Annotated in this window: 22 protein-coding genes and 1 tRNA gene; 6 read left to right on the top strand and 17 right to left on the bottom strand. The window is 70.1% G+C overall.

Annotation, left to right across the window (positions count from 1 at the left end; genetic code table 11):
* Window positions 1-87 precede the first annotated feature (87 nt).
* The 8 genes from OG407_RS42930 to OG407_RS42895 all read right to left on the bottom strand — a co-directional run bounded on the left by OG407_RS42930 (window position 88) and on the right by OG407_RS42895 (window position 8,957).
* Window positions 88-885: an alpha/beta fold hydrolase gene (locus OG407_RS42930; RefSeq protein ID WP_405865898.1), complete on the bottom strand. Its 798-nt coding sequence runs from the start codon at window positions 883-885 to the stop codon at window positions 88-90.
* Window positions 886-896: 11 nt separating this feature from the next.
* Window positions 897-1,118: an MbtH family protein gene (locus tag OG407_RS42925; protein WP_403585304.1), complete on the bottom strand. Its 222-nt coding sequence runs from the start codon at window positions 1,116-1,118 to the stop codon at window positions 897-899.
* 94 nt (window positions 1,119-1,212) lie between these two features.
* On the bottom strand, window positions 1,213-3,162 hold the full coding sequence (locus tag OG407_RS42920) for an ABC transporter ATP-binding protein (protein WP_405865897.1): 1,950 nt from the start codon (window positions 3,160-3,162) through the stop codon (window positions 1,213-1,215).
* 211 nt (window positions 3,163-3,373) lie between these two features.
* The gene (locus tag OG407_RS42915) at window positions 3,374-4,075 is read right to left on the bottom strand and encodes a response regulator (RefSeq protein WP_405865895.1); all 702 of its coding nucleotides are present in this window, start codon (window positions 4,073-4,075) and stop codon (window positions 3,374-3,376) included.
* Window positions 4,072-5,313 carry a sensor histidine kinase gene (locus tag OG407_RS42910; protein ID WP_405865893.1) on the bottom strand — a complete coding sequence of 414 codons (1,242 nt, stop codon included), beginning with the start codon at window positions 5,311-5,313 and terminating at the stop codon, window positions 4,072-4,074. Before OG407_RS42910 ends, OG407_RS42915 begins: the two co-directional genes overlap by 4 nt.
* 137 nt (window positions 5,314-5,450) lie before the next feature.
* The gene (gene vioD / locus OG407_RS42905; protein ID WP_405865891.1) at window positions 5,451-6,566 is read right to left on the bottom strand and encodes a capreomycidine synthase; all 1,116 of its coding nucleotides are present in this window, start codon (window positions 6,564-6,566) and stop codon (window positions 5,451-5,453) included.
* Between the two features lie 46 nt (window positions 6,567-6,612).
* On the bottom strand, window positions 6,613-7,623 hold the full coding sequence (gene gntD / locus OG407_RS42900; protein WP_405865889.1) for a guanitoxin biosynthesis L-enduracididine beta-hydroxylase GntD: 1,011 nt from the start codon (window positions 7,621-7,623) through the stop codon (window positions 6,613-6,615).
* 302 nt (window positions 7,624-7,925) lie between these two features.
* Window positions 7,926-8,957, bottom strand: a complete 1,032-nt coding sequence (locus OG407_RS42895; protein ID WP_405865887.1) for an ornithine cyclodeaminase family protein — start codon at window positions 8,955-8,957, stop codon at window positions 7,926-7,928.
* A gap of 401 nt (window positions 8,958-9,358) precedes the next feature.
* On the opposite strand from OG407_RS42895, the gene OG407_RS42890 reads away from it, so the two are divergent.
* Both OG407_RS42890 and dpgD read left to right on the top strand, forming a co-directional pair.
* Window positions 9,359-9,580, top strand: a complete 222-nt coding sequence (locus tag OG407_RS42890) for a hypothetical protein (RefSeq protein ID WP_403585321.1) — start codon at window positions 9,359-9,361, stop codon at window positions 9,578-9,580.
* A 59-nt stretch (window positions 9,581-9,639) separates the two neighbouring features.
* Window positions 9,640-10,443, top strand: a complete 804-nt coding sequence (dpgD, locus tag OG407_RS42885) for an enoyl-CoA-hydratase DpgD (RefSeq protein ID WP_405865885.1) — start codon at window positions 9,640-9,642, stop codon at window positions 10,441-10,443.
* 114 nt (window positions 10,444-10,557) lie between these two features.
* Here the strand turns inward: dpgD and OG407_RS42880 are convergent.
* The 4 genes from OG407_RS42880 to OG407_RS42865 all read right to left on the bottom strand — a co-directional run bounded on the left by OG407_RS42880 (window position 10,558) and on the right by OG407_RS42865 (window position 13,942).
* Window positions 10,558-10,631: transfer RNA gene (locus OG407_RS42880), tRNA-Pro, on the bottom strand.
* 61 nt (window positions 10,632-10,692) lie between these two features.
* Entirely contained in the window at window positions 10,693-11,607 is a 915-nt protein-coding gene (locus OG407_RS42875) for a YceI family protein (protein ID WP_405865883.1), read from the bottom strand.
* Between the two features lie 86 nt (window positions 11,608-11,693).
* Window positions 11,694-12,455 carry an NUDIX domain-containing protein gene (locus OG407_RS42870; RefSeq protein ID WP_405865881.1) on the bottom strand — a complete coding sequence of 254 codons (762 nt, stop codon included), beginning with the start codon at window positions 12,453-12,455 and terminating at the stop codon, window positions 11,694-11,696.
* Window positions 12,456-12,481: 26 nt separating this feature from the next.
* Entirely contained in the window at window positions 12,482-13,942 is a 1,461-nt protein-coding gene (locus OG407_RS42865; protein WP_405865879.1) for an MFS transporter, read from the bottom strand.
* Window positions 13,943-14,089: 147 nt separating this feature from the next.
* Between OG407_RS42865 and OG407_RS42860 the strand changes: the two genes are divergently transcribed.
* Window positions 14,090-14,668 (top strand): TetR/AcrR family transcriptional regulator, encoded by a 579-nt coding sequence (locus OG407_RS42860; RefSeq protein ID WP_405865877.1) that lies wholly within the window; start codon window positions 14,090-14,092, stop codon window positions 14,666-14,668.
* 24 nt (window positions 14,669-14,692) lie between these two features.
* Here OG407_RS42860 and OG407_RS42855 read toward each other — a convergent pair whose 3' ends face one another.
* From OG407_RS42855 to OG407_RS42845, 3 genes are read right to left on the bottom strand one after another with little or no spacing between them, the layout of a single operon-like run.
* Window positions 14,693-15,763, bottom strand: a complete 1,071-nt coding sequence (locus OG407_RS42855) for a maleylacetate reductase (protein ID WP_405865875.1) — start codon at window positions 15,761-15,763, stop codon at window positions 14,693-14,695.
* Complete coding sequence (locus tag OG407_RS42850) at window positions 15,760-16,617, bottom strand: intradiol ring-cleavage dioxygenase (RefSeq protein ID WP_405865873.1); 858 nt, start codon at window positions 16,615-16,617, stop codon at window positions 15,760-15,762. Before OG407_RS42850 ends, OG407_RS42855 begins: the two co-directional genes overlap by 4 nt.
* A gap of 42 nt (window positions 16,618-16,659) precedes the next feature.
* On the bottom strand, window positions 16,660-18,405 hold the full coding sequence (locus OG407_RS42845) for an FAD-dependent monooxygenase (protein ID WP_405865871.1): 1,746 nt from the start codon (window positions 18,403-18,405) through the stop codon (window positions 16,660-16,662).
* Window positions 18,406-18,619: 214 nt separating this feature from the next.
* Between OG407_RS42845 and OG407_RS42840 the strand changes: the two genes are divergently transcribed.
* Window positions 18,620-20,662, top strand: a complete 2,043-nt coding sequence (locus tag OG407_RS42840; RefSeq protein WP_405865869.1) for a helix-turn-helix domain-containing protein — start codon at window positions 18,620-18,622, stop codon at window positions 20,660-20,662.
* A gap of 89 nt (window positions 20,663-20,751) precedes the next feature.
* Here OG407_RS42840 and OG407_RS42835 read toward each other — a convergent pair whose 3' ends face one another.
* Entirely contained in the window at window positions 20,752-21,276 is a 525-nt protein-coding gene (locus tag OG407_RS42835; RefSeq protein ID WP_405865867.1) for a hypothetical protein, read from the bottom strand.
* A 122-nt stretch (window positions 21,277-21,398) separates the two neighbouring features.
* Between OG407_RS42835 and OG407_RS42830 the strand changes: the two genes are divergently transcribed.
* Window positions 21,399-21,743: a cupin domain-containing protein gene (locus OG407_RS42830; RefSeq protein WP_366096950.1), complete on the top strand. Its 345-nt coding sequence runs from the start codon at window positions 21,399-21,401 to the stop codon at window positions 21,741-21,743.
* A 6-nt stretch (window positions 21,744-21,749) separates the two neighbouring features.
* On the opposite strand, the gene OG407_RS42825 is transcribed toward OG407_RS42830, so the two are convergent.
* Window positions 21,750-22,781 carry a LacI family DNA-binding transcriptional regulator gene (locus tag OG407_RS42825; RefSeq protein ID WP_405865865.1) on the bottom strand — a complete coding sequence of 344 codons (1,032 nt, stop codon included), beginning with the start codon at window positions 22,779-22,781 and terminating at the stop codon, window positions 21,750-21,752.
* A 107-nt stretch (window positions 22,782-22,888) separates the two neighbouring features.
* Between OG407_RS42825 and OG407_RS42820 the strand changes: the two genes are divergently transcribed.
* A complete protein-coding gene (locus OG407_RS42820; RefSeq protein WP_405865863.1) occupies window positions 22,889-24,064 on the top strand; it encodes a phytanoyl-CoA dioxygenase family protein in 1,176 nt (391 codons plus the stop codon).
* Window position 24,065 lies beyond the last annotated feature (1 nt).

The following is a 24,065-nucleotide window of genomic DNA, read 5'->3' as shown; positions in this document are numbered from 1 at the left end:
CAGCTCATTCCGTCGGATCATTCCGTCGGATCATTCCGTCGGCTCATCCCTTCGGCCTTCTCCTCGACGCTGTCCTCAGTGGACTTCTCAGTGGTTGTCGAGGAATTCGATGATGGCCGAGTTGACCTCGGTGGGACGTTCGAGGTAGCCGAAGTGCCCGCAGTCGGGAATCTCCACGTAGTCGCACTCCGGAATCGCCTCGGCGACTTCGGCGGCCAGATGGGGCGGGGTGACGAAATCGTCGCTGAAGCCGATGACGCGGCACGGCGCGGATATGTCCTGGAGTGCCTTGCGCCGATCCTCGTCCGTGTTGATCCAGGACTGGCCGACCGAATTCTCCGCGCCGGCCAGCCGGAACGTCTCCAGCCACAGGGAGACGGCGTTGTCGTCCCTCAGCGTGGCGGGCGAGAGCATCTGCAGTACCGACATCGCGGATTGGTAGTCGGCCGGCAGCTTCATCCCGCTCTGCGTCAGGGCGCGTTCGGCCGTGCCAAGAGCGGTTCGGAGAGTGTCCGAACGCGATTTGGTGGCGATCAGGACGGCGCATCGGACCAGGTCCGGGTGGCTGATGGCGAGTTCCTGCGCGATCATCGCCCCCAGGGAGACTCCGACGATCCGGCAGGGCGCGGCGTCGAGGGCCTCGATGAGGCCCTTGGTGTCGGCGACCATGTCGGCGAGGGTGTATTTGCCCGGTGGAATGTCCGAGGGGGCGACTCCGCGATTGTCGAACGTGATGGCCTGATAGCCGGCCTCGTTCAGTGCCGGGGTCTGGTGCAGGCTCCAGACCCGGCCCGCGGCCGAGGAGCCCATGATCATGAGAACTCGTTCGCCTCGGCCCGACCGTTCGTAGGAGAGCCGGATGCCGTTGGTGAATACGTGCGGCATTCCGTGTCCCGCTATTCGCCGTCGAGCGCGATACGCAGGCTCTTGGGCCGCATATCGGTCCAGGTCTCCTCGATGTACTTGTCGCAGTCCTCCTTGGAGGCGGTCACACCCGTCTCGTTCCAGCCGCCCGGGACATCCAGGTCGGCGGGCCACAGGGAGTACTGCTCCTCATGGTTGATCAGTACCTTGAATCGTGCCTCAGGGGTTTCGAAGTCGAAGCTCACGGTGCGCAAGGCGATCTCCTCATCACGACGTTGACCGAGTAAGGAACTGCGGGAAAGAGAACTGCGCGAAAGAGTTCTGGGGTGTACGTGGGCGCGCGGGCCGTCAGCGCTGGGGACCCGCGACGTCGAGCACGGTTTCGTCGACGGCCGTCTTCTGCCGGGCGAACTGTGTGTCGTAGAGGTCGGCGTAGAGGTCACCGTCGGCCAGAAGCGATTCGTGGGTGCCGCGCTCGCGGATCCGGCCCTCGTCGATGACGAGGATCTGGTCGGCCTCGCGAATGGTGGACAGCCGGTGGGCGATCACCACGGAGGTGCGGCCCGACAGTGCGGTCTTGAGGGCCCGTTGGATGGCCGCCTCGGACTCCGAGTCGAGGTGGGCGGTGGCTTCGTCCAGCACCACCACGGGCGGGGCCTTGAGCAGCAGCCGGGCCAGGGCGATGCGCTGTTTCTCGCCGCCGGAGAGCCGGAACCCGCGGTCGCCGACGACGGTGTCGAGGCCGTTCGGCAGGCCGGCGACGGTGTCCCAGATCCTGGCTGCGTCGCAGGCCTCGACGAGGTCGCGTTCGGTGGCGTCCGGGCGGGCGTACAGCAGGTTGGCCCGGATGGTCTCGTGGAACAGGTGGGCGTCCTGGGTGACCACTCCGACCGTGTCCTGCAGGGAGGCCAGGGTGACATCACGGAGGTCGTGGCCCGCGATGCGTACAGAGCCGGAGACGGGATCGTAGAAGCGCGGCATCAGGTTGGTGATGGTGGTCTTGCCGGCGCCCGAGCGGCCGACGAGTGCCGTGAGTTTTCCGGCGGGTGCCCGGAAGCTGACCTCGTTGAGGACCAGGGCGTCGTCGCCGCGTTCCTGGTGGGGCAGAGAGATCGACTCCAGTGAGGCCAGGGCGACTTCGCCGGCGGCGGGGTAGCGGAAGGAGACCCTGTCGAACTCGATCTCCGGTGCGGCCGTGCCCGTGGAGGCCCCGCCGGCGGCGGGCAACGCTTTCGCGCCGGGCCGCTCCTTGACCAGGGGTTCGAGGTCGAGGATCTCGAAGACCCGGTCGAAGCTGACCAGCGCGGTCATCGCGTTGGCCTGCACACTGGACAGCTGCTGGATGGGCGTGTATAGGCGGCCCACGAGCGTGACCAGGGAGACGAGGGTGCCGAGGGCGAAGGCGCCGTGGACGACGAGGAGGCCGCCGATTCCGAAGAGCAGCGCGAGGGTCACCGAGGCGGTAAGACCCATGATGATGCCGAGGACTTGTGCCGTCACGTTGGTCTTCACACCGATGTCGCGGACGTCGCGGGCTCGCCCCGCGAACACGGCGGACTCGTGGGCGGGGCGACCGTACAGCTTGTTGAGCATCGCCCCGGCGACGTTGAAGCGCTCGCTCATCAACGAGCCCATCTCCGCATTGAGCTGCATGGTGCCCCTGGCGAGGCGCTGCATGCGATGGCCGATGATCTTTCCGGGGAAGAGGAAGAAGGGGACCATCACCAGCGCGATGAGGCTGAGCTGCCACGAGAGGTAGAACATCGCGGCGAGGACGAGGACGAGCGTGAGCACGGTGTTGACGGTCTCGGCCATCAGCACGGTGATCGCCTGCTGTGCCCCGATGACGTCCGTGTTCAGCCTGCTGACGAGGGATCCGGTCTGGGACCGGGTGAAGAACGCGAGGGGCTGCGCCTGAACGTGTCCGAACACGGCGGTACGCAGGTCGTAGATGAGGCCCTCACCGATCTGCGCGGAGAGTCTGGCCTGCCAGTACGTCGTGAGGGCTTCGAGCAGGGCCAGCGCGAGCAGGGCGCCGGCCACCGCGATCACGACATCCGTCTTCCGCGGGGTGATGCCCTTGTCGATGATGATGCCGAACAGCAGGGGGCTGGCCGCGGTGACGAGCGCGCCCAGCGCGGACGCGCCTATCAGAAACAGGAGACGCAGCCGATACGGCTTTGCATAGGGAATAATCCTCGGAACGATTCCGGGGCGAATTCGCTGATGGCCTTCTCGGCCCGGAGGATTTCCCTCGGGCGGCGGTTCGTCGGCCGGAGCCTGCACCGTCACTTTCACAGCGGGTATCTCCTCACGGAATTCTCTCGCATTGTTTCGGCACAGCTTCGCTCGGCTGCAAGCATCCCCGAGTGCGCTCTGAAGTGGCAATAGGTTCAGGCGCTGACGGTGGTATTCAACTGACGCCGTGCCGCAGTTGAACACTCGGACGCGCCGCCGAGGCGGGCGCGGTCCGTGGATGAGCCGTCGAACGAGCGGTGCCGGCGGAGCCCTATTCCGACTTGCGGGTGCCGGGAACGACAAGTCCCGTCTCATACGCGGCGATCACGGCCTGTGTACGGTCGCGCAGCGCGAGTTTCGCGAGGATGCGGCTGACGTGTGTCTTCACCGTCTCCTCGCCGACGACCAGCCTGGCGCCGATCTCCGGATTGGAGAGGCCCTCGGCGACAAGCAGCAGGACCTCTCGCTCGCGTGCGGTGAGCGCCTTCATGCCGGGTGGCGGCGAGGCGTCCGGTCTGGCGGGCATCAGGGCGAACTCGCTGATGAGCCGACGGGTGATACCGGGCGCGAGCAGGGCGTCCCCGGCGGCGACGACGCGTACGGCGTCGAAGAGCCGTTCCGCGGTGACCTCCTTGAGGAGGAACCCACTGGCTCCGGCGCGCAGCGCGTCGTACACGTACTCGTCGAGGTCGAACGTCGTGAGGATGAGGACGCGCGGTGCGTCGACGCCGTCGGGCGAGGAGCCGACGAGCTGCCTGGTGGCCTCGATGCCGTCCATCTCGGGCATGCGGATGTCCATGAGGACGACGTCCGGCAGGACCTCGCGGCAGACCCGTACCGCTTCCGCTCCGGAGGAGGCGGTCCGCACGACGGTGAAGTCCGGCTGGCTGTCGAGCAGCGCGGCGAAGCCGGTGCGGACCACGACGTGGTCGTCGGCGACAACGACCCGGATCAGCGAGGACGGGGTGTTCATGGGGTCCCTTCCGTCTTGGCGGGGAAGCGCGCCTCGACGACGAAACCGCCGCCGCCGAACGCCGAGCCGGTGTGTACGTCGCCGCCGACCGCGGACGCGCGTTCCCGCATGCCGAGCAGGCCGTGTCCGCCGGTGGTCCGGTCGGGCAGCGGTCCCGGGCCGTTGTCGCGGACCCGCACGTGCAGGGCTTCGTCGGTGTAGGTGAGTTCCACGTCGACAGCGGCGCCGGTGGCGTGTTTGCGGGCGTTGGTGAGGGATTCCTGGACGATGCGGTAGGCGGCCAGTTCGATGCCGGGGTCCAGTTCGCTCGGCGATCCGCTGAGGATGAGGCGGATGGACGTCGCGGACGCCTTGCGTGCCTCTTCCAGCAGTTCGTGGAGCTGGCGCAGGTCGGGCTGCGGCCGGCGGTCGCCTCCGGCGACGGAGTCGGTGTCCTCGCGGAGCACGCCGAGCAGCCGACGCATCTCGTTCAGGGCCGCGCGGGCGGTGTCCCCTATGCCGAGCAGCCGTTCGGCTCCCTCGGCGGGCATGCCCGGGGTGGCCATCCGGGCCGTCTCCGCCTGCACGGCGATCATGGAGATGTGGTGGCCGACGACGTCGTGCAGCTCACGGACGATACGGACGCGTTCTCCGCGTGCGGCGTTCTCCCACTGGGTGCCGTCCATGACCTCGCGGATGGCGCTGTGCTGCCGGTCCTGTTCGTTGGAACGGACGACGAGCCCGACGAAGGCGGCCAGTGGGGCCAGTGCCGCGACGACCACGACCCGTACGCGGTAGTCGGTGTCGTCGGGCCCCGTCAGGGCCAGGGCGAGGAAGGATGTGCCGAGGAGCGCGGCTGACAGGAGGTGGCCGCTGCGGCCGAGCCGGTACTGGGCGACGAGCTGGGCGGCGATGCCCGCCAGGGTCAGTGTGTCGAAGATCAGGAGGGATCCGACGCTGGCCGCGGTGACGGTGATCCCGGCCACCAGAGGACGCAGGAAGACCAAGGGCAGTGCGGTGGAGAGGCACAACAGGCCGACCACCATGGCGAACTGCAGGCCTGCCGCGCTGCCGTGCGGGCCGGCTTTCGCGGTGGCGTCGGCGAACAGCCGGGGAATCGACCCGTGGGCGCCGACGAACTCCGCCAGCGATTCCAGGACGGCGAACAGCACGAGAAAGGTCCCGGACAGCGCACTCACATGCGGTAGTTCCGTCACCCGCCGTCGTGTTGCGATCCAGGTGTCACGCCAAGCCGTCACACGGTGCACGTTGGTCATTATGGCAGTCGGCGCCGCTCGGAATCGTCCTTCCAGCCAGCCACGGCGCCATCCCCCGTGCGAGGGACGACGCCGTCCCCGGACAGGGGGATCCGGCGGACCAGCCGTGCGTCAGCGGTTCAGCCGCGGGCCTCGGTCAGTGCGAGCGCCAGGCGGTCCAGGCCTTCCTGGAGCAGGTCGGCGGTGCCACCGAAGCCGACCCGGATGTGCCGGGGGCGGCCGAAGCAGGATCCGGGAATGACAAGGACGCCGCGCTTCTGGAAGAGCTCGTCGCAGAACTCGTCCACGTCGGCCGGGCCCGTCAGCCGCGGGAAGGCCGTGACCCCGCCCGCCGGCACCGCGAGCGTGACGAGTTCGGGATGGGCCGCGGCCCAGTTCGTCAGGGTCGCACGGTTGATCCTGGCCTGGTCGAGGCGCGGCCGAATGAACGCCTCGGCGTTCTCCAGGACACCCAGGGCCAGGAGTTCGACGAGCGGCGACACATGCAGCGTGGTGTAGTCACGGATGCGGACGCAGTCGGCGAGGAGCTCCGGGGGTGCCACGCACCAGCCGAACCGCAGGCCGGGCAGCCCGAACGCCTTGGAGAAGGTGCCAAAGCTGACCGCGCGCTCGTACCGGGTCGTGATCTCCGGCAGCGGCGGGGCATCGTAGGTGAGGTCGGTGAACGCGCCGTCCCAGAGGACGTACGCGCCGATGCCCTCCGCGAGGCCGACGAGACGGTCCAGCTGAGCCTCGGTGAGGGTGGCACCCGTCGGGTTCTGCGGAAAGTTCACGATGATCGCCCGGGTGCGCTCGCCCACCAGCTCGGCGAGCTCGTCCAGCGAGGGCTGCCAGTCCTTGTCGGGATCCAGCCGCCAGGTCTTGATCGTGCAGCCGAGCGCGATGGCGTACTCGACGAGCAGGTGGTAGCCGGGCTGGACGACGACGACCTCGTCGCCGGGGCGCAGCAGCGCGCTGAGGACGAGGGACAGGGCCTCGCCCGAGCCGCTTGTCGTCATCACCTTGTCCGGGTCGACGCCCCCGCAGTGACGGGCGACGGCGGCCCGTACTTCGGGTGCGCCGAGGGAGTAGCCGTCGTCGAAGACCAGCCGGTCGACGTCCGCGTGGCGCAGGCCGGTCTTCGCGCGCAGCTCCGCCATGGAGTACGAGTGGAACCCGCTGGAGCTGATGTCGATCTCGGCGGTGAAGTAGTAGTCGCGCAGCCAGTCCTCAAGCGGTGCGGACCGAAGTCTCATGGTGTGCCCTCGTTCTCCGTGTCGGAAGGTCGCGGTGCCGGACAGGTCAGCGGCTGGCGCGCACCGCCCTGGCGTCCCGCGCGGCACGGGACTTACGCAGATCGCCGGTGACGTTGACGCGCTTGAGCCACCGGTCCGTACCGTCGTGGCGAGCCTTGAAGGGCTTGCGGCCGTGGACGACCCGGAAGTTGTCCAGGAAGCAGAAGTCACCGCTGGCGAGCGTGAGATCGAACATCGCCTCGTCCATCGCCTTGACCAGCGTGTCGAGTGCGAAGCGCGCCTGGTCGTCCCCGTCCGCGACGCTCATGAAGTACGGGTCGGCCCGGAGGTAGGGCTGCTGCGGGTTGCCGAAGAGGACGGCCACCAGATCGGGGTTGCGCTGCATCTCCTCGATCTCCTCGAAGGATTCGAGGTGTTCGGGGTCCTTCACGGAGTTGTTCTTCCCGAGGTGCGACTCGTCGGGGCAGATGATGAACCGCTCCTCGGACAGCGTCTCCCGTACGTCCTGCGGCAGTTGGAGCGCGTCCGCGTATCCGACGGTCGTCGCGGCTCCGTAGGGGTTGCGGAGGCAGGCGAACGACAGGAAGTCGCCCCTGAGCGGGTGGAAGGCGTCCTCTGTGTGCCAGGTCAGCAACGCCTCGCTGCTGGAGCCCAGTTGCTCGTGCTCATGGCCCTGGATGGGGATGATGTCGTGGATCATCCTGCCGTCCTGCTGGGTCGCCCAGCAGAACGGGTCGCCCAGGAGCGAGCTGCAGAGCATGAGAAGCAGTTCCTCGCGGTGTGCGGGGGAAGGCCCCGACTGGCCGCGCCAGTGCGCCGGCGTGGGGCCGAGCCGGTCCTGGTCGACCGGATAGCCGGATATGCACAGCACGCCCGACAGCTGCTCCAGCCGGAAGGCGTTCAGGTGGAGCCGGACCCTGTTGGGAAGTTGGTGGGCGAGCACGGTGGCACGGTGCAGCGTCTCCTCGGAGTCGAGGGTCGCGAATTCGTCCTCGAACTCGTCGACGAGTTCTGTCATCGCGCCGATTTCAGTCTCGTCGAGTTCCAGCCTGTCCATGCTGATTTCCTCTCCGTACCTTGCATACGACGAATTGGTTTCCGGATACGCCGTCGAGAGCATCTCTCCGGCCCGTTGAGAAGGTGCTGACCGATACGGTGCCCGTCAGGAAACACCGTCGGTCGCGATCCTTCGACATCGACATCCGCACAATGAATCTGATTGATGTGTGCTCTGCGCTGCCGCAGCGAACGCTGATTCGCACTCCTCACCGGGCGATGACACGTTTTCTGGAAACGATCGCCGGTCAAAGCAGGAGCTGGTCAACTCGTGTGATCCTGGTGATCACGCGGTCGTGATGGTCAGGTGCGCGTGGTGATCGGTGTGCCGTGGTGCTCGTGGTAGAGCTTTCCGGCCACCGCCACGTCGTGCAGTGACATGCCGAACGGGTTCACCACGATGCGGTCTTCGGCGGACCTCCGGCCCGTCGCGGCGCCGCTGATGAGGTCACACAGTTCGGCCGCGACCTCGACGGCGGGCGCCCGGTGTCCGGCGGCACCAGCTGTCCGGTGGCGCGGTGGCGGCAGTACGTCGCCGGAGCGGTGCATCCTGCCGAGCAGCCGCGTGGTGTCGGCGGCGACCAGGCTCCAGTCGTCCACGATCACCTGGTCGGCGGCGGTGAACGCGTCGGGGAGCAGGTCGTCCAGCGACACGTTGACCGTGACGGTACCGGGGGCGATCCAGTCGGCCGGGATGTAGCCGGTCGTCGTGGTGGTCACGGGGATGACCAGATCCGCTTCGCGCACCGCCTGCTCGGCGGTGGAGGCGACGTGGAAGGCGACCGTGCGGAACGTGTCTCCCAGACGTTCGGTGAGGCGTACCGCCCGCTCGGGCACCTGGTCGTGGAGGCGGACCTCCCGTACCGACGGCCATCTTCGCAAGGCCAGGTCGAGATGCGCCTCGGCCAAGGCCCCGGCACCCACCAGCCCGATGGAACGGGCGGGTCGGGCCCACAGCAGTTCCGCGGCGAGCACGCTCACCGCCGCCGTTCGCCCGGCGGAGATGTGTGCCGCGTCCATGGAGCACACCAGCCGGGCGGTGGTGATGTCGAAGAGCAGGACGATTCCGCCGGCGCGGGGCAGGCCACGGTCCGGATTGCCCAGACTCGCGTTGATGATCTTCGTTCCGGCGGTGCGCCGGCCGTCGATCTCCACAAGGCCGGGCATGTTGAGACTGCGGCAGGACTCACCTTGGTCGTTGGTCCACCGCAGACAGCTCTCCTCCGGCAGCACGGTCCGGTCGGACGCGTGCGCCAGGAACACTTCGCGTACGACGTCGACGAGGTCGACCTTGCCGAGCAGCCCGGCCACGTCCTCGCGGGTCAGCTCAAGCATGGAAGCGCCGCTCGGTGTACGCGCTGTCTCGCACTGCCACGGGAGTACCTCCGGCGAAGGAAAAAGGTCCTTGCCGCAGCACTATGACCCGACGCCACCCGGGCGATCAATGGCGCGTTCACCAGGGCAGTCGTTCAACTGCGGCCCCGCGCCGGTTGAACGGCCGGTGATCACTTACGCGTTCGGCCGGACGGATCGTGCGTCGCTTGACACACGGTCGTCGCCGTCGTGGCGATGGCGCGGACCCCGGGCTGTCTCGATCGCGTCGCCCGCGAGGCGTCTTTCGCCGTAATGTCGAACAACCGGCGCTCCTGATCCATACGGTGAGCGGAGCGTGTTCCCACGCTCCGGTCGGCGGCGCCTCGCCGGCCGGTCCGAGACGAGGCGACAGGAAGTGACGCATGGCCAGGATGTCCGGCATTCCGGGAGCGATGAGCCGCCGCACCTTCGTGACAGGGCTGGGGACGGCGAGCCTCGTGACCGCGCTGGCCGCGTGCGGCCACAACGACAAGGAGCAGGCCCCTCCTCAGGACAGTCCGTCGACCAGCCCGAGCCAGTCCACGGACAGTCCGAGCCCGCCCGCCAGCCCGAGCCCGTCCCCGACCAGCCCGACCCCCTCGTAGCGGAACCGACTGGCCGGTCACGGATGGCCGGGCGCCCCGGCCGGGCTAGAGTCCCCGGCATGCCTCAGCGTCCAAGAGTGCGCTACGAGAAGAGCGCCCACGTTGCCCGGATAACGCTCGACAGGCCCGAGGTCCTCAATGCGATGGATCTGCGGATGCACGAGGAACTCGCGGAGATCTGGGACGACTTCGAAGCCGATGACGACATGTGGGTCGCCGTTCTCTCCGGCGCCGGTTCCCGCGCGTTCTCCGTCGGACAGGACCTGAAGGAGCTGGCGCGCCGGGAGCGGGAGGGGCAGGCCGCTCCCTCCACCTTCGGCAGTCGGGGAAAGCCCGGTTGGCCGCGGCTCACCGAGCGGTTCGATCTGGCCAAACCGGTCGTCGCCAAGGTGCGCGGATACGCCTTGGGCGGTGGCTTCGAACTCGTCCTGGCCTGTGACATCGTCGTCGCTTCCCACGACGCGACCTTCGCCCTGCCGGAGGCCAGGCTCGGGCTCGTCGCGGGGGCCGGCGGGGTGTTCAGGCTGAGCCGGCAGTTGCCGTGGAAGACGGCGATGGGGCATCTGCTGACCGGGCGGCCGATGACCGCGCAGCGTGCCTACGAACTCGGCCTGGTCAACGAGGTCGCGGCGTCCGGCGACCTCGATGATGTCACCGAGACCTGGGTGACGGACATCGTGCGCTGCGCGCCCCTGGCAGTCCGCGCCGTCAAGGAGGCGGCCACCAAGTCGGCCGCGCTGCCTCTGGAGTCGGCGTTCGCCACCCGGTACCCGTGGGAGGAGCGCCGGATGCACAGCGACGACGCTGTCGAGGGCCCGCGCGCCTTCGCCGAGAAGCGCGAGCCCGAATGGCAGGCCCGATGAGCAACTCAGCGGTGCCGGGCGACGCTCTCCAGTTCGATGGCCCCGTTGCCCAGAATGACCAACGGCCGGTTTCGGATGTCTCCGAAACCGGCCCTGACCTGCGACTCTCTCAAGTCGGGACGACAGGATTTGAACCTGCGACCCCTTGACCCCCAGTCAAGTGCGCTACCAAGCTGCGCCACGTCCCGCTCGCGCCGCACCCGGTCGGCCGGGTGAACGCGCAGGTGAAACCCTACCGCATGTGACAGGTCACTTCGGCGGCGTCGGGGTGTCGTGGGTGCGGTACATCGCCTGGATGTCCAACTCCAGCTGGACGGTGGGGCCTACGACGGCGATGCCCCGGGCCAGCATGCTGCGCCAGTTCAGGGTGTAGTCCTCGCGGTGCAACTCGGCCGTGGCCAGGGCCGCGCAGCGGAGTTCCTCGGCGTAGCCGCCGTTGACCGTGCCCAGGTAGGTCGTGTCCAGGTTCACCGAGCGGCTCACGCCGTGCATCGTCAGGGAACCCTGCAGCGTCCATTTGCTGCCGCCGCGGTAGGCGAACCTGGTGCTGGCGAAGTCGATGTACGGGTAGCGCTCGACGTCGAGGAAGTCACCGGAGCGCAGGTGGTTGTCCCGCGTGGTGTTGCCCGTGGTGATGCTGGACGCGTCGATGCGGACGTGGACCTGGGAGTCGGTCATCTCCCGGGCGATCTGGATACCGCCCTGGAACCGCTCGAACCGGCCGTGCACATGGGCCATGCCGACGTGCTTGGCGATGAAGCGGATCGCGGTGTGCGGCGGGTCGAAGAGCCAGGTGCCGGGCGGCGGGAGTTCCTGGGCGCGGCCGGGCTGGAGCCAGACGCGTTCCGTGGGCTCGGCGATTCCGGCGACGATCTCGACCGTCTCCTGGTGCGGCTGGAGCCCCTGGGCCGAGACGAGGAGGCCGTAGCGGCCGGGTGGCAGGGCCGCGAGGAAGAAGCCGTACGGGTCGGTCGTACCGGAGGCCGTGACGCGGTGCGAGTCCAGGGCCGTCACCGTCACGTCGGCGGAGGCCATGGGCACGCCCATCGGGTCGACGATCTCACGGCCGAAGCCGCCCGCGCCGGGCGGGAGGGGGAGCGAGAGGCCCGCCGCCGTGGCGGGGCCGCCTTGGGGCAGCCAGCGCCTGAGCAGTGCGAGGGCCATGGTGATCACCTTTCTTCACAGCAGTCGTACCCTGCCGATCTTGAAGGCTCCGGCCGTGGAACGGGTGTCTCATATCGAGACACCCGTTACGCCCGTTCCACGCCGCCCGATGTCTCGTAGCGGCGGACGATCGGCTCCAGGTAGTCCGCGTGCGGGCCCACCAGGAGCGGGAGTTGGGCCGTCGAGTGGATCAGGGCGATGTCGTCCAGCTCCGGTTCGCGGCCCCGGGTCCGCTCCGCCGCCGCCATGGCCTCGTACCGCTCGCGCAGTCGCGCCTCCGGGAGGGAGGGGGCGCGGAACAGGACGCCGATGCTGCCGTTTCCGGCGCGGGTGACGTTCCAGAAGGTGAGGTCGTGGGGCGAGGTGTCGATTCCGGTCTCCTCGATCAACTCCCGTGCGGCGTGGCGGCGGAGGGCCGTCATGTCGAGCGGCTCGTCCCCCTCGGGCGGTTCGAGCGAGCCGCCCGGCAGCTGCCAACGTCCGGGTGCCGCCGTCGAGTTCGACATCCGGCCCACCAACAGGCGTCCGTCGTCGGCCGGTTGGAGGACGGAGACGAAAAACGACGGCAGCCACGAGGTCGAGAACGGGACGCGGCGGAGGGCGAAGTGGCGGTAGGTCGTCCTGACCCAGGAGACGGCGAGGTCGTCCGGTCCCTCCCGTCGCGTGCCCGCGCACACCAGGACCGGCCCGTCGAAGAAGGTCGGGTTGTCCCGTACCTTCGCGTCCCACACCCGGTCCATCGCCAGCCGCTCCTCGGGCGTGAGCCGAGGAGCGGCGGTCTCGACGAACCGGAGCCGGTGCACGTCCAGGAGTTCACCACCGGAACCCCGCGCGCTCTGTTCGATCATCGGCTCATGCTGGCACACCGGCCGGGTCAGTTGAGGGCGCCGGGAGCCATCACCGACGCTTCCTCCTCCGCCTTCAGAAGCGCCGACTCGGAGCCGCCGACGGTCGTTCCTCCGCTACGGCCGGACCGGCGCGGCACCAGGAGCGCGGCCAGCGCGGCGCCGAGGAGGAGCACCGCGAGCAGCGTGAACCCGTGGGTGTACCCGGAGTCGTAGGGCAGGCCGGACGGCTGGAGGTGGCCGGTGACCAGGACGCTGGTGACCGCGGCGCCGATCGAGCCGCCGATGGTGCGGATGTTGGCGTTCATGCCGGTCGCGGCGCCGGTCTGCTCGGGCGGGACGCTGCCGACGATGAGGTTGGCCATGGAGGCGAAGGCGAGTCCGATGCCGAGGCCGAAGATGCCTGCCACCAGGGCGATCTGCCATTGCTGGTCGTGCCAGAGGGCGAGGATCGCGCAGGCGACGGCGCCGAGGGCGGCACCGGTGGTGAGCAGCGCCTTGGCGCCGACGACCGGTTCCAGGCGGCCGCTCAGCACGCCCGAGACGAACATCGCGAGCAGCATCGGGAGCATGAGGAGTCCGGACGCGGTGACGCTGGCGCCGAAGCCGTAGCCTGCGGACGACGGGGTCTGGACGAAGCCGGGCAGGAAGGACCAGATCGCGTACATGCCCGCGCCGAACAGCAGCGCGGCGGTGTTGGTGGTCCACACGGACGGCAGGCGCATCACCTTCAGGTCGATGAGCGGGCTGCGGGAGCGGGCCTCCGAGAGCAGCCAGGCCGCGAAGAGTACGACGGCCGCGGCGAACAGGCCGACGACCCGCACGGAGCCCCAGCCCCAGCTGCTCGCCTGGCTCAGCGGGAGCAGCAGGGCGACCAGCCAGCCGGAGAGGAGTACGGCGCCGAGCCAATTGACGTTCCCCTGGGCGCGGTTGGGTGACTCGGGGACGTAGCGCACGGCGATGAGGGTGGTGACGGCGACGATGCCGACGGGGAACCAGAACAGCCAGCGGTAGTCGAGCGCGGTCACGATGGGACCGGCGGCCACCATGCCGACGCCACCGCCCGCGGCGATCACGGCGGACAAGTTGCTGATGCTGCTGGGGACTCGGGACGCGGCGAACTCGTCCCGGATGATGCCGAAGGACAGCGGGAACAGCGCGCCGCCGATGCCCTGGACGACCCGGGCGATGATCAGCACGCCGATGTTCGGGGCGAGCGCGGCGACCAGACAGCCGGCCAGGACCGCCAGGAGGACGGCGACGAGGGTGCGCTTCTTGCCGACCAGGTCGCCGACGCGGCCGAGTATCGGGGTGAAGACCGAGGCGGACAGCAGATAGGCCGTCATCACCCAGGTCGCGGTGGACTGGGAGGTGTGCAGCGCGTGCTGGACGGTCGGCAGGGCCGGCGCGATCAGCGACTGCAGCATGGAGAACACGCCCGCACCGGTCGCGAGGACCGCGAAGGTGAGGCGGGAGGACTTGCGGGGCATCGAGAGCCTCTCCGGAACAAGCGAACGGGGGTGCGCCCGCGCATGGCTCTACGGCGGAACGCGCCCACACTGCTAAAGTGGAGGTACCCCTCCACCATAGCGGAGGCATACCTCCGGTTCAACCGGGCCCATCCCAGGGAGGCACCCGTGACGGCCCAGCCGTTCCCCGTCAGCGAGATCGTCGCGGCCCAGAGACCCCACCGCAAGGACGCCGCCCGCAACTACGACGCCCTGCTGGCCGCGGCCCGCGAGGCCTTCGCGGAGCACGGCTCGGAGGCGTCGCTGGAGGACATCGCGCGGCGCGCCGGCGTCGGCATCGGCACGCTGTACCGCAACTTCCCGACCCGCCGGGCCCTCTTCGAGAGCGTCTACGCGAACGAGGTGAACGCGCTGTGCCAGTTCGCCCTGGACGTCGCCGACCAGGAGCCGTGGGAGGCGCTGACCTCGTGGCTCAACCGTTTCGCAAGCTACGTGACGACCAAGCAGGCGGTGCGCCAGGCGCTGGAGAACGACTCGGAGATCTTCGGGACCTGCCGTGAGTCGATGTTCTCCGCAGGCGGCCCGCTGTTCGAGCGCGCGCAGAAGGCGGGCGTGGCCCGCACGGACATGGACTTCAACGACCTGCTGCGCATGGCCGCCGGGATCACCGGCACGACGTTCGTGGACGACGCCCAGCGCGACCGCGTCCTGGCCATCGCACTGGACGGCGTCCGCACGAACCACTGATCGCGCGCACCACCGAACGGCCGTCTACGCGGGGGGAGTTCCCTCGTACGCCGCGCGCAGCAGCGCGAGCACCCCGTCCTCCGTGACCGGCCGGGGGTTGGCGTACGCCTGGCTCACCGCCTGCGCGGCGGCCGTCGCCAAGTCGCCCTCCTTCAGGCCGAGTTCGGCGAGCGAGCGCGGTGCGCCGAGCCGCCTCGCCAGGTCCCACAGGGCGCGCGGGGCGTCGTCGGCGTCCAGCGCGCGGGCCACGACGGAGGCCGTCAGCGGTACGGCGGGCGCGTTGTACGCCAGCGCGTACGGCAGCACCACCGTGTGCGTCTCCGCGTGCGGCAGGCCGAAGGTGCCGCCGAGGACATGGCACAGCTTGTGGTGCAGGCCCATGGTCGTGGCGCCGAGGCAGGAACCGCACAGCCACGCCCCGTACAGGGCGCGGCTCCGGGCCTCCAACGACCGTGGCTCGGCGGCCAGTTCGGGCAGTGCGCCCGCCAGCGCCCCCACGCCCTCCTCCGCCATGAGGGCGACCACGGGCGAGGTGTCCGGGGCGTACAGCGCCTCCACGGAGTGCGCGATCGCGTTGATGCCGCTGGTCACCGTGAGCGGTACGGGGAGTTCCAGGGTGAGTTCGGGGTCGTAGACGACGCTGCGGGGCAGGACGGCGGGGTCGCGGCCGGTGCGTTTGACGCCGTTCTCGGTGAGGCCCCAGACCGGGGTCATCTCGGAGCCGGCGTAGGTGGAGGGGACGGCGATCAGCGGGAGGCCGGTGCGCAGGGCGATCGCCTTGCCGAGGCCGACCGCCGAACCGCCGCCCACCGCGACGCAGCCGTCGGCGCCCAGCGTGCGCACCAACTCGACCGCACGGTCGGCGACTTCGACCGGGACGTGCATCTTCGCCTCGGCGTGCACCCCGACGCACACCTCCCCCAGCGAGTCGGCGACCGCCTGGGCGGTGTCGGCACCCCGCGCGCCGGAGAGCACCAACACCCGCCGCAGACCGAGCCGTTCGGCCTCACCGGCGGTCGCGGTGAGCGCGGCGCCGGGGCGGAACACGACGCGCATGGGCTGGGCGTCGTAGGCGAAGTCCAGGAAGTTCTTCACGCGCGGTCCAGGACGAGGTCGAAGCGGGCGTGGCGGAAGGGGTTGGCGATGCCGAACTCCCGTGCCAGGGACGGGTCGTCGGTCGGGGTGAAGTCCTCGACGAGGCTCTGTTTGACGGCGAAGACGGCGTCGGAGTCCAAGTAGTCGCTGCCCGCTACGAAGATGTGCGTGGTGACCGGGGTGTGGCCCTCGGCCGAGACGATGAAGTGGATGTGGGCGGGGCGGTAGGGGTGGCGGCCGGTCGCCTTGAGGAGTTCGCCGACCGGGCCGTCCGTGGGAATGGGGTACGGGCTCGGTACGCAGGTGCGGAACCAGAAGCGGCCCTCGGCGTCCGCGGTGAACAACCCCCTCCCGTTGCCCGGGGGTTGGAGGTCGGGGCGCTGCACGTCGTAGAAGCCGTCGCCGTCGGCCTGCCACACGTCGAGGACCGCGCCGGGGAGCGGCGTGCCGTCCCCCGACACGATCCGGCCGCTGACCACGCACGGCTCGCCGCCGCCCACCAGGTCGATGTTCGCGCCGAGTTCACGGACCGGGGACTCGGTCATGTGGAAGGGGCCGAGGACCGTCGACTCGGTGGAACCGGCGGCCCGGTCGCCGTTGATCGTCTCGACCAGCATCGACAGGCCGAGCACGTCCGACAGGAGGATGAACTCCTGCCGGGTGTCCGTGCACATCTTGCCGGTCTCCGTCAGGAAGCCGATCGCCCGCTCCCACTCCGCCTGGGTCAGGTCGGTCTCCCGCGCGAACGCGTGGAGGTGCCGGATCAGGCCGGTCAGCAGTTCCTTCAGGCGGGGATCGGCCGTCCCCTCCAGGCTGGCGACGGCCTCGTCCGTGACGGTGACGTCAGTGGTCATTTGCGGCTCCCTACCCTCTGCTAACTGCCCCTGTGCGAAATGTCAGCCGTGCCCGAGGATGCGTCGCAACGCGTCCGTGAGCAACTGTCCGGCGTTCTCGGCCGCGTCGGCGTGGCGGAAAGCGACATACCCGTCGGGGCGTACGAGGAGCGCGCCCCCGTCGGACACCTCGCTCAGGCGGGCCCAGTCGCCGTACGGGTCGTCGTACTCCTGGCCGGGGCCGATCACGACCGTGGCGATGTCCAGGGACTGCGCCTGCGCCGCGCGCACCCAGGCCTCGCCGTCGATGCCGGTGAGGAGGGTGAAGCGGCCCTTGCCGACCGTGTCGAGGGTCGAGACGGTGCGCGTGCCCGACGTGATCCAGGCGTGCGGGAGTTTGGCACCGGGGCGGGAGCTGGGCTGGTGGTGCAGCTCGCGGTCGCGCTCGAAGCCGGGGTCGGGCGTGCCGTCGGAGACGACCGCGGTCGAACTCTCCGCGGAATAGCGCTGGTTGAGGTCGACACCGTGCGCGTTGAACTCGTACACCTTGAACGCGATCGCCTCGCGCAACGCGGCCCGCTGCTTCCCGGCGGCCTCCGTGGCGTCCTTGCGGGCCTCGATGTTGGCCCACAACTGCTCGGGCGTCTGCGGGGAGAGCCCGTCCAGCGCCTCGAAGATCGGGGCGGTCTCGCCGATGGACTTGTTGGCGCGGGTGACGATCTGCTTGCCGACGGGCGCGCGTTCGGCGTCGTAGGTGTCGAGGAGCTTCGGCGTGGCGGTGCCGTCGAGGACCAGCTTCAGCTTCCACGCCAGGTTGTAGGCGTCCTGGATCGACGTGTTGGAGCCGAGCCCGTTCGACGGCGGGTGGCGGTGCACGGCGTCACCGGCGCACAGGACACGGCCGTTGGCGTAGGTCTCGGCGTACATCTCGTTGACCGTCCACGCCGAGGACGACTTGATGGTCACCGGAATGTCGTCGTCGCCGACCAACTGCCGTACGACGGACAGCGCGTACTCCTCGGTGAGGTCGGGGGCGCCGGCGCTCACGTCGTAGCCCCACACGATCAGCCACTCGTTCCACGGCTTGACGCAGCGCACCAGGCCCGCGCCGATGCCGCCGACGGTGGCGCCGGGGGCGAGCACCCAGTAGAGGGTGGAGGGGCGGTGCGCGGTGTACTTGCCGAGGTCCGCGTCGAAGACGATGTTGATGCTGCCCGCGACCCCCATCTGGCCGCCCATCGGCAGCCCGGCGTCCTCGGCGACCTGAGAGCGGCCCCCGTCGGCGCCGATGAGGTACTTGGACCGGATCAAGTACTCGTCGCCGCGCAGCCGGTCCTCGACGGTGACCGTGACGCCGTCCTCGTCCTGGACGAAGGACTTGTAGACCGTGCTGAAGCGGACGTTGGAGCCGCGCGCGAGCGCCGCGTCGATGAGCACCGGTTCCATCAGGTGCTGCGGCATGTCGCACATGCGGGTCGGGCTGGCCAGTTCGTGGGCGGCCTGCACGAGCGGGTCGTTGCCCCAGGAGCGGATCCGGCCCAGCTCCTCACCGGCGAGGCTGGTGCAGAACGTGGTGTTGCCCATCAGGTTCTGCGGTGTCGCCTGGGCCAGCACCTCGTCCTCGACGCCGAGGTCGCGCAGGACCTCCATGGTGCGCTGGTTGGTGATGTGCGCGCGGGGCGTCCGGGTGAGGCGCGAGTAGCGCGTGACGACGATGTGGGGCACGCCGTAGGTGCTCAGCGCCAGCGCGGCGGATGCTCCGGCCGGGCCGCTGCCCACGATCAGTACGTCGGTCTCGACAACGTGCACGGCGGGACGCTCCAGGGGTGAGGCAGGGGTGCGACGGAGGTGGGGTGGAGGTGGGGCGGGTTGAGACAGGGTGAGTCAGAGGTGAGGCAGAGGTGAGAAAGGCACCGACTCTTCACGATCATGATGCGGGCCGGACCTGCGCGGGTGTCTCATTACGAGACAGTTACAGCCCCTCGGCGGCCGCCGCCACGGGCCCGATACGGTGAGAGGCGTCATGACCACCCTGGATCACCCCCCCGCCCTCGCCCCGCTGCGCCAGGCGCGCGAGCGGTTCCTGAGCGGCCGCCCGCTGCCCGACGACGTCCCGGACGAGGTCCTCGCGGCCTGGCGCCGCGCCCGCTTCTTCGGCGTACGGCACGACCTCGATGGACCGGTCCACGAACCCGAACTGCCCGCCGAATCCCCCCTGTTGGAGGCCGCGCGGCCCGTGCTGGACCGCATCGCGCCGGCCCTCGGCCACTCGGCGATGCTCCTCACCGACGAGCGTCTCCGGGTGCTGTGGACCACGGGCGAGGTGCCGGGCGACGACCGGTGCCGTGACCTGTCCGAGCGGGAGGTGGGCCACAACAGCGCGGCCCTCGCCCTGCGCACCCGGCGCAGGGCCGAGGTGCACGGCCCCGAGCACTTCCTCGACGTGTGGCAGGACGTGTCCGCCGTCAGCGTGCCGCTGCTCGCCCCGGATTCCGGGCAGGTACTGGGCACGGTGACCGTCGCGTCCGCCCTGTGCGCCGGCTGCGGCCCGCACCCCGGGGCCGCCCTCGCCGAGGCGACGGCCACGGCGGTCGAAGCGGAACTACTCGCCCGCTCCCGCACCGCCGAACGGGTGCTCCTCGACGCCTACACCCGGGCGGCCGCCCACGGCCCGGCCCGCGCGATCGTCGCCCTCGACGGCCGCAACCGCATCGTCAGCGAGGCGGCGGTGCGGCTCGCGACACCTCAGGTACTGGCCGCGTTGGAACGGTCCAGCGCGAGCGAGCGCGCCTCCGGCGTTCGGCCGCTCCACGACTCACGGCCGCCTCAGGGCTCACGGCCGCCTCAGGACACCGGGTGCGGTTCGGTGGTGGAACGGTCCAACGACACCGGGGACGGTCCGAGCTGGGAGCAGCCGGCCGACGCCGGGGGCGGTCCCGCAGTGGAACGGTCCCACGACGCCGGAGGCGGTCCGAGCCTGGAACGGCCGGCCGACGCCGGAGGCGGTCCTGTGGTGGAACGGTCCAACGACGCCGGGAGCGGTCCGAGCCGGGAGCAGCCGGCCGACGCCGGGGGCGGTCCCGTGGTGGAACGGTCCAACGACACCGGATGCCGTCCGGTGCGGGAGCACTCCTACAACCTGACGCTCCCCGACGGTGCCGGATGCACCGCCGAGATCACTCCGGTACGGCATGAGGGCCGCGTCCTCGGGATCGTCGCCGTACTCCAAGCCCGCCCTGCCGAGGCGCCGGTACCGCGTCTCGTGCCGCGACCCGCGCTGGCGCTCGCGGGTGGTTCGGTACCCTGGCGGCACGCGGTCGCCCGGGCGGTCGAGCTGGCCCGGGTCCATGAGCCGCTGCTGCTGACCGGTGAACGCGGCAGCGGGAAGACCGCGCTGGCCCGTGAACTGCTCGGCGGGACCGTGCCGTTGGTTGCCGATGCCGCCGAGTCGCCCGAACTGGGCGTGAAGTACAGCGAGTTGGCGGACGGTCGCCCGCTCCTCCTGCGGCACGCGGAACGGCTCGCCCAGCCGGACGTCGCCGCGCTCAACTCCCTGCTCGACGAACACCCCGACGTGCGGCTGCTGGTCACCTACACGCCCGGCACTCCCCCGGGCCCTTGCTTCCAGCGACTGCTGGACACCCTCGCGGCTCGGTCGGTGACCGTGCCCGCGTTGCGTGAACGCCCGGAGGACGTAAGGGAGTTGCTGCCGGTCCTCGCGCCCCGACCGGCCGTGGGACAGCCGCCGCTCACCTGGACCCTGGACGCGCTCCGGGCCCTGGAGGAACACCCCTGGCCCGGGAACGTCACCGAACTCGCCCATGTCGTCAGGGCGTTGGCGGAACACCGGCGGGTCACCGGCCCGGTGCGGCGGGCCGAGCTGCCCGACCCTGTGCGGGAAGGCCCTGCGGCCCGGCGGCTCAGCCCGATGGAGCACGCCGAACGCGCGACGATCCTGGCCGCGTTGCGCCGGCACGGGGGCAACAAGGCGCGGGCGGCTGCCGCGTTGGGGATCGGGCGGGCGACGCTGTACCGCAAGCTGCGCGGGTACCGGGATATTCCGTAGGCCTCCTGTAGGCGGGTGCCGTTTGATGAACAAACCGAACGGGCTGAACGGGCTGAACAGGCCGAACGGACTGCACAGGCCGAACGCGCTTATTTGATCAGGGCGTTGGCCACGACGACCACCACCCCGAGCAGTGCGTCCACCGCCCCGATGACCACGGCCGCCGCCCAACTCCTCGCCGACCAGCGGGCCGTGACCAGCCCCAGGCAGAACAGCAGCGCGATGTTGAGGACGAAGGCCGCGTACTCGACGCCGTTCGCGGGCCACCAGCCCCAGCCGGCCCCGGCGAGCAGCAGCACGGTCGGCAGCGCGGCGGCGACCAGGGGCCACTCGTCGCGCAGGGTGCGCAGGGCGTCCCAGCGGCGGTGCGGGGCGCGCTCGGCGATGTAGTGCGCGTACCCGTGGGCGAGTGCCGAGGCGGCGGCGGTCACCAGCAGCCACAGGGCGTCGTAGCGGCGGCTGCCCCTGTCGGTGTGGCCGTACTGAGTCAACGCGGCGACCATCGAGCAGGCGAGGACGGAGCCGTAGACGCCCCCGAAGAGGATGTTCTCCCGGGTTGCGTGCGGGTGCGGCTGCGGGTGTGGCTCGGGGACGGCTGCCGTGGTCTGCGCCATGCCCTCCACGATCACCCGGCGCCGTCCGGGCCGCCACTCCGCGACGAAGTGTCCTCCGACCTGGGCCGATACCCCACACAGTGTCCACGCCTGGAACGGTCCACCCCGGTTAGGGTCGCGGCATGACGCACAGTTTCGTAGTCCACATCCCCGATGCCGAGCTCGAACCCGAGCCGCTCGATCCGGCGCAGATCGTCTCCGGTACGCCCGAGGTCACCGGGAAGGTCGTGTGGGAGTCCGAGGACGGCAAGCAGGTCCGCGGGATCTGGCAGATCACGCCGGGTGTGGTCACCGACACAGAGGCGGACGAGTTGTTCGTCGTGATCAGCGGTTCGGCCACGATCGAGGTCGAGGGCGGGGAGACGCTGACGGTCGGTCCCGGGGACATGGCCGTGCTGCGCGAGGGCGACCGTACGACGTGGACGGTGCACGAGACGCTGCGCAAGGCGTACGCGATCAATCTGTAGACGGGGTCAACGCGGCGGTGTCGTAGGCAGGTTGTAGGGCGTGACGACCTGGATCGCGGACGGCAGGGTCGGGCCCGCGGGCGGCAGCGCGTCGTGGGCGCGCATCACGATGCGGCAGGCCTCACGGACGTCCTGGCGCAGGTCGTGGTGGAGGACGGCGGAGAGCCGCTGCTCGTGCAGCAGTCGGGTGTTGTCGTGGTCGAGGTCGTGCGCGACGAACACGGCGCACTCGCGGCCCAGGTCGGCGAAGGCGCGCAGGGTCGCGATGTTGCCGCCGCCGATGGAGTAGACCGCGCGGATGTCCGGGTCGCGCTTGAGGGCGGCCCGGACGAGTTCGTACTGGGTGGCGTCCAGGCCTTGGCCCTCGGTGATCTCCACCAGCACGCGTTCCGGGTAGCGGGCGCGCATGGTGCTGCGAAAGCCCATCTCGCGTTCTTCCTCGTTGCGGAAGAAACCGCTGCTCAGGCTGGTGAGAATGTTGCCGGGGCGGTCACCGAGCCACTGGCCCATGAGGTAGGCGGCGGTCGCGCCCGCCGCCCGGTTGTCTATGCCGACGTAGGCCAGGCGGGCGCTCGCGGGCAGGTCGGTGACCAGGGTGACGACCGGGATGCCGGCGGCGACGAGCCGGCCGACGGCGGCGGTGATCTCGGGGACGTCCGGGGCCTTGAGGATGACGCCCTGCGAGCCGCGCCGCACGATCCTGTCCAGGGTCCCGACCAGCTCCTTCACCGGGGCGGTCTCCCGGAAGTGGAAGCGCGATCGCACGACGGCCGGGTGCAGGTCGGGCAGTTCGGCCTCCAGCGCGTTCCGTACGGCGGTGGAGAAGCGCTCCGGCGTCTGCATCACGATGTCGATCATGAACGTACGGCCGACGAGTCTGACCTGGGTGCGCTGCCGGTCGAGATCGGCGATGGCCTGCCGCACCTCACGCTGCGTGCTCTCGCGGACCCCGCCCCTGCCGTTCAGGACACGGTCCACGGTGGCCTCGCTGAGACCCGCCTGACGTGCGATTTCACGGATCGGGAAGGGGTGGCCCACGGGTCGCCTCCTTGAGGGGTTTTTGATGGCCGGCTGCTGGTTGTTCGATGGGTTTGTACTGACAAGAATGACAGCACCGCACCACTCCGTGACCCGAGGGGACGACGATGTCCTTCACATCCGCAGAATCCCGCGCCTGGCTCACCGAGCAGGACTGCGACCTCGACGCCTTCCGCACGCTGGTCGAGCAGCCGACCGAGCTGGCCGACTTCCCGTACGCGTCCTCGGTCGAGCGGAACGTCCTCGTCTACGACAGCGACCGGCTCCGCAAGTCCGTGGCGGCCGGCGAGCGCCGCGAGGTGCAGGCCGAGCTGGTCCGGGCGTTCGCCGAGGGGCCCGGCATCGTGGTCCTGCGGGGCGCTTTCCCCGACCTGTCGGTGGTGGACCGTTCCACCGGGGTCTTCGACGCCCTGATCGCCGAGCAGCGCGCCTCGGGCGCGGGCGCCGGGGACCACTTCGCCAAGCCCGGGGCCAACGACCGGGTGTGGAACGCGCTGGAGAAGGCCGCGCTCTACGACCCCGAGGTGTTCGCCGACTACTACGCGAACGACATCCTGGCCCTGGTGTCCACCGCGTGGCTCGGCCCCGGCTACCAGGTCACCTCGCAGATCAACGTGGTCCACCCGGGCGGCGCGGCACAGACCGTGCACCGCGACTACCACCTCGGGTTCCTCACGAACGAGGTCGCCGCCGAGTACCCGGCGCACGTGCACCGCCTCTCCCCCGTGCTCACGCTCCAAGGGGCGGTCGCGCACTGCGACATGCCGGTGGAGTCGGGGCCGACGATGTATCTGCCGCACTCCCAGAAGTTCGAGCCGGGCTATCTGGCGTGGCGACTCCCGGAATTCCAGGCCTACTTCGAAGCGAACTACATCCAACTCCCGCTCGCCAAGGGCGATGCCGCGTTCTTCAACCCGGCGCTCTTCCACGCGGCCGGCACCAACCGCACCACCGACGTGCGGCGGATGGCCAACCTGCTCCAGGTGTCCTCCGCGTTCGGGCGGGCGATGGAGACGGTGGACCGCGAGGCCGTCACCAACGCCGTCTTCCCGGTGCTGCTCAAGCGCAAGGCCGAGGGTGTGGGCGAGGAGTGGCTGGACACGGTCGTCGCGGCGAGTGCCGAGGGCTATCCGTTCCCGACCAACCTCGACAACGACCCGCCGGTCGAGGGGTTGGCCCCGCCGTCGCAGGCCGACCTCGTGCGCCGCGCGGTGCGGGAGGGCTGGGACCCGCAGGCGCTCCGCGGGGAGCTGCGGGCCGGTGCCGAGCGGCGCGAGAGCTGAG

Source organism: Streptomyces sp. NBC_01515, from assembly GCF_045040345.1.
Taxonomy (GTDB): domain Bacteria; phylum Actinomycetota; class Actinomycetes; order Streptomycetales; family Streptomycetaceae; genus Streptomyces.
Note: the sequence above shows the minus strand (reverse complement) of the source record. Positions and strands in the feature narration are given on the sequence as shown.

Bases quoted from the DNA above. Each gene is read 5' to 3' on its own strand.
- OG407_RS42835 (WP_405865867.1), bottom strand. From the start codon at position 21,276: ATGGCGCAGACCACGGCAGCCGTCCCCGAGCCACACCCGCAGCCGCAC.
- OG407_RS42875 (WP_405865883.1), bottom strand. From the start codon at position 11,607: ATGGCCCTCGCACTGCTCAGGCGCTGGCTGCCCCAAGGCGGCCCCGCC.
- dpgD (WP_405865885.1), top strand. From the start codon at position 9,640: ATGCCTCAGCGTCCAAGAGTGCGCTACGAGAAGAGCGCCCACGTTGCC.
- OG407_RS42820 (WP_405865863.1), top strand. From the start codon at position 22,889: ATGTCCTTCACATCCGCAGAATCCCGCGCCTGGCTCACCGAGCAGGAC.
- gntD (WP_405865889.1), bottom strand. From the start codon at position 7,623: ATGGACAGGCTGGAACTCGACGAGACTGAAATCGGCGCGATGACAGAA.
- OG407_RS42870 (WP_405865881.1), bottom strand. From the start codon at position 12,455: ATGATCGAACAGAGCGCGCGGGGTTCCGGTGGTGAACTCCTGGACGTG.
- OG407_RS42865 (WP_405865879.1), bottom strand. From the start codon at position 13,942: ATGCCCCGCAAGTCCTCCCGCCTCACCTTCGCGGTCCTCGCGACCGGT.
- vioD (WP_405865891.1), bottom strand. From the start codon at position 6,566: ATGAGACTTCGGTCCGCACCGCTTGAGGACTGGCTGCGCGACTACTAC.
- OG407_RS42890 (WP_403585321.1), top strand. From the start codon at position 9,359: ATGGCCAGGATGTCCGGCATTCCGGGAGCGATGAGCCGCCGCACCTTC.
- OG407_RS42930 (WP_405865898.1), bottom strand. From the start codon at position 885: ATGCCGCACGTATTCACCAACGGCATCCGGCTCTCCTACGAACGGTCG.
- OG407_RS42850 (WP_405865873.1), bottom strand. From the start codon at position 16,617: ATGACCACTGACGTCACCGTCACGGACGAGGCCGTCGCCAGCCTGGAG.
- OG407_RS42895 (WP_405865887.1), bottom strand. From the start codon at position 8,957: ATGCTTGAGCTGACCCGCGAGGACGTGGCCGGGCTGCTCGGCAAGGTC.
- OG407_RS42840 (WP_405865869.1), top strand. From the start codon at position 18,620: ATGACCACCCTGGATCACCCCCCCGCCCTCGCCCCGCTGCGCCAGGCG.
- OG407_RS42915 (WP_405865895.1), bottom strand. From the start codon at position 4,075: ATGAACACCCCGTCCTCGCTGATCCGGGTCGTTGTCGCCGACGACCAC.
- OG407_RS42830 (WP_366096950.1), top strand. From the start codon at position 21,399: ATGACGCACAGTTTCGTAGTCCACATCCCCGATGCCGAGCTCGAACCC.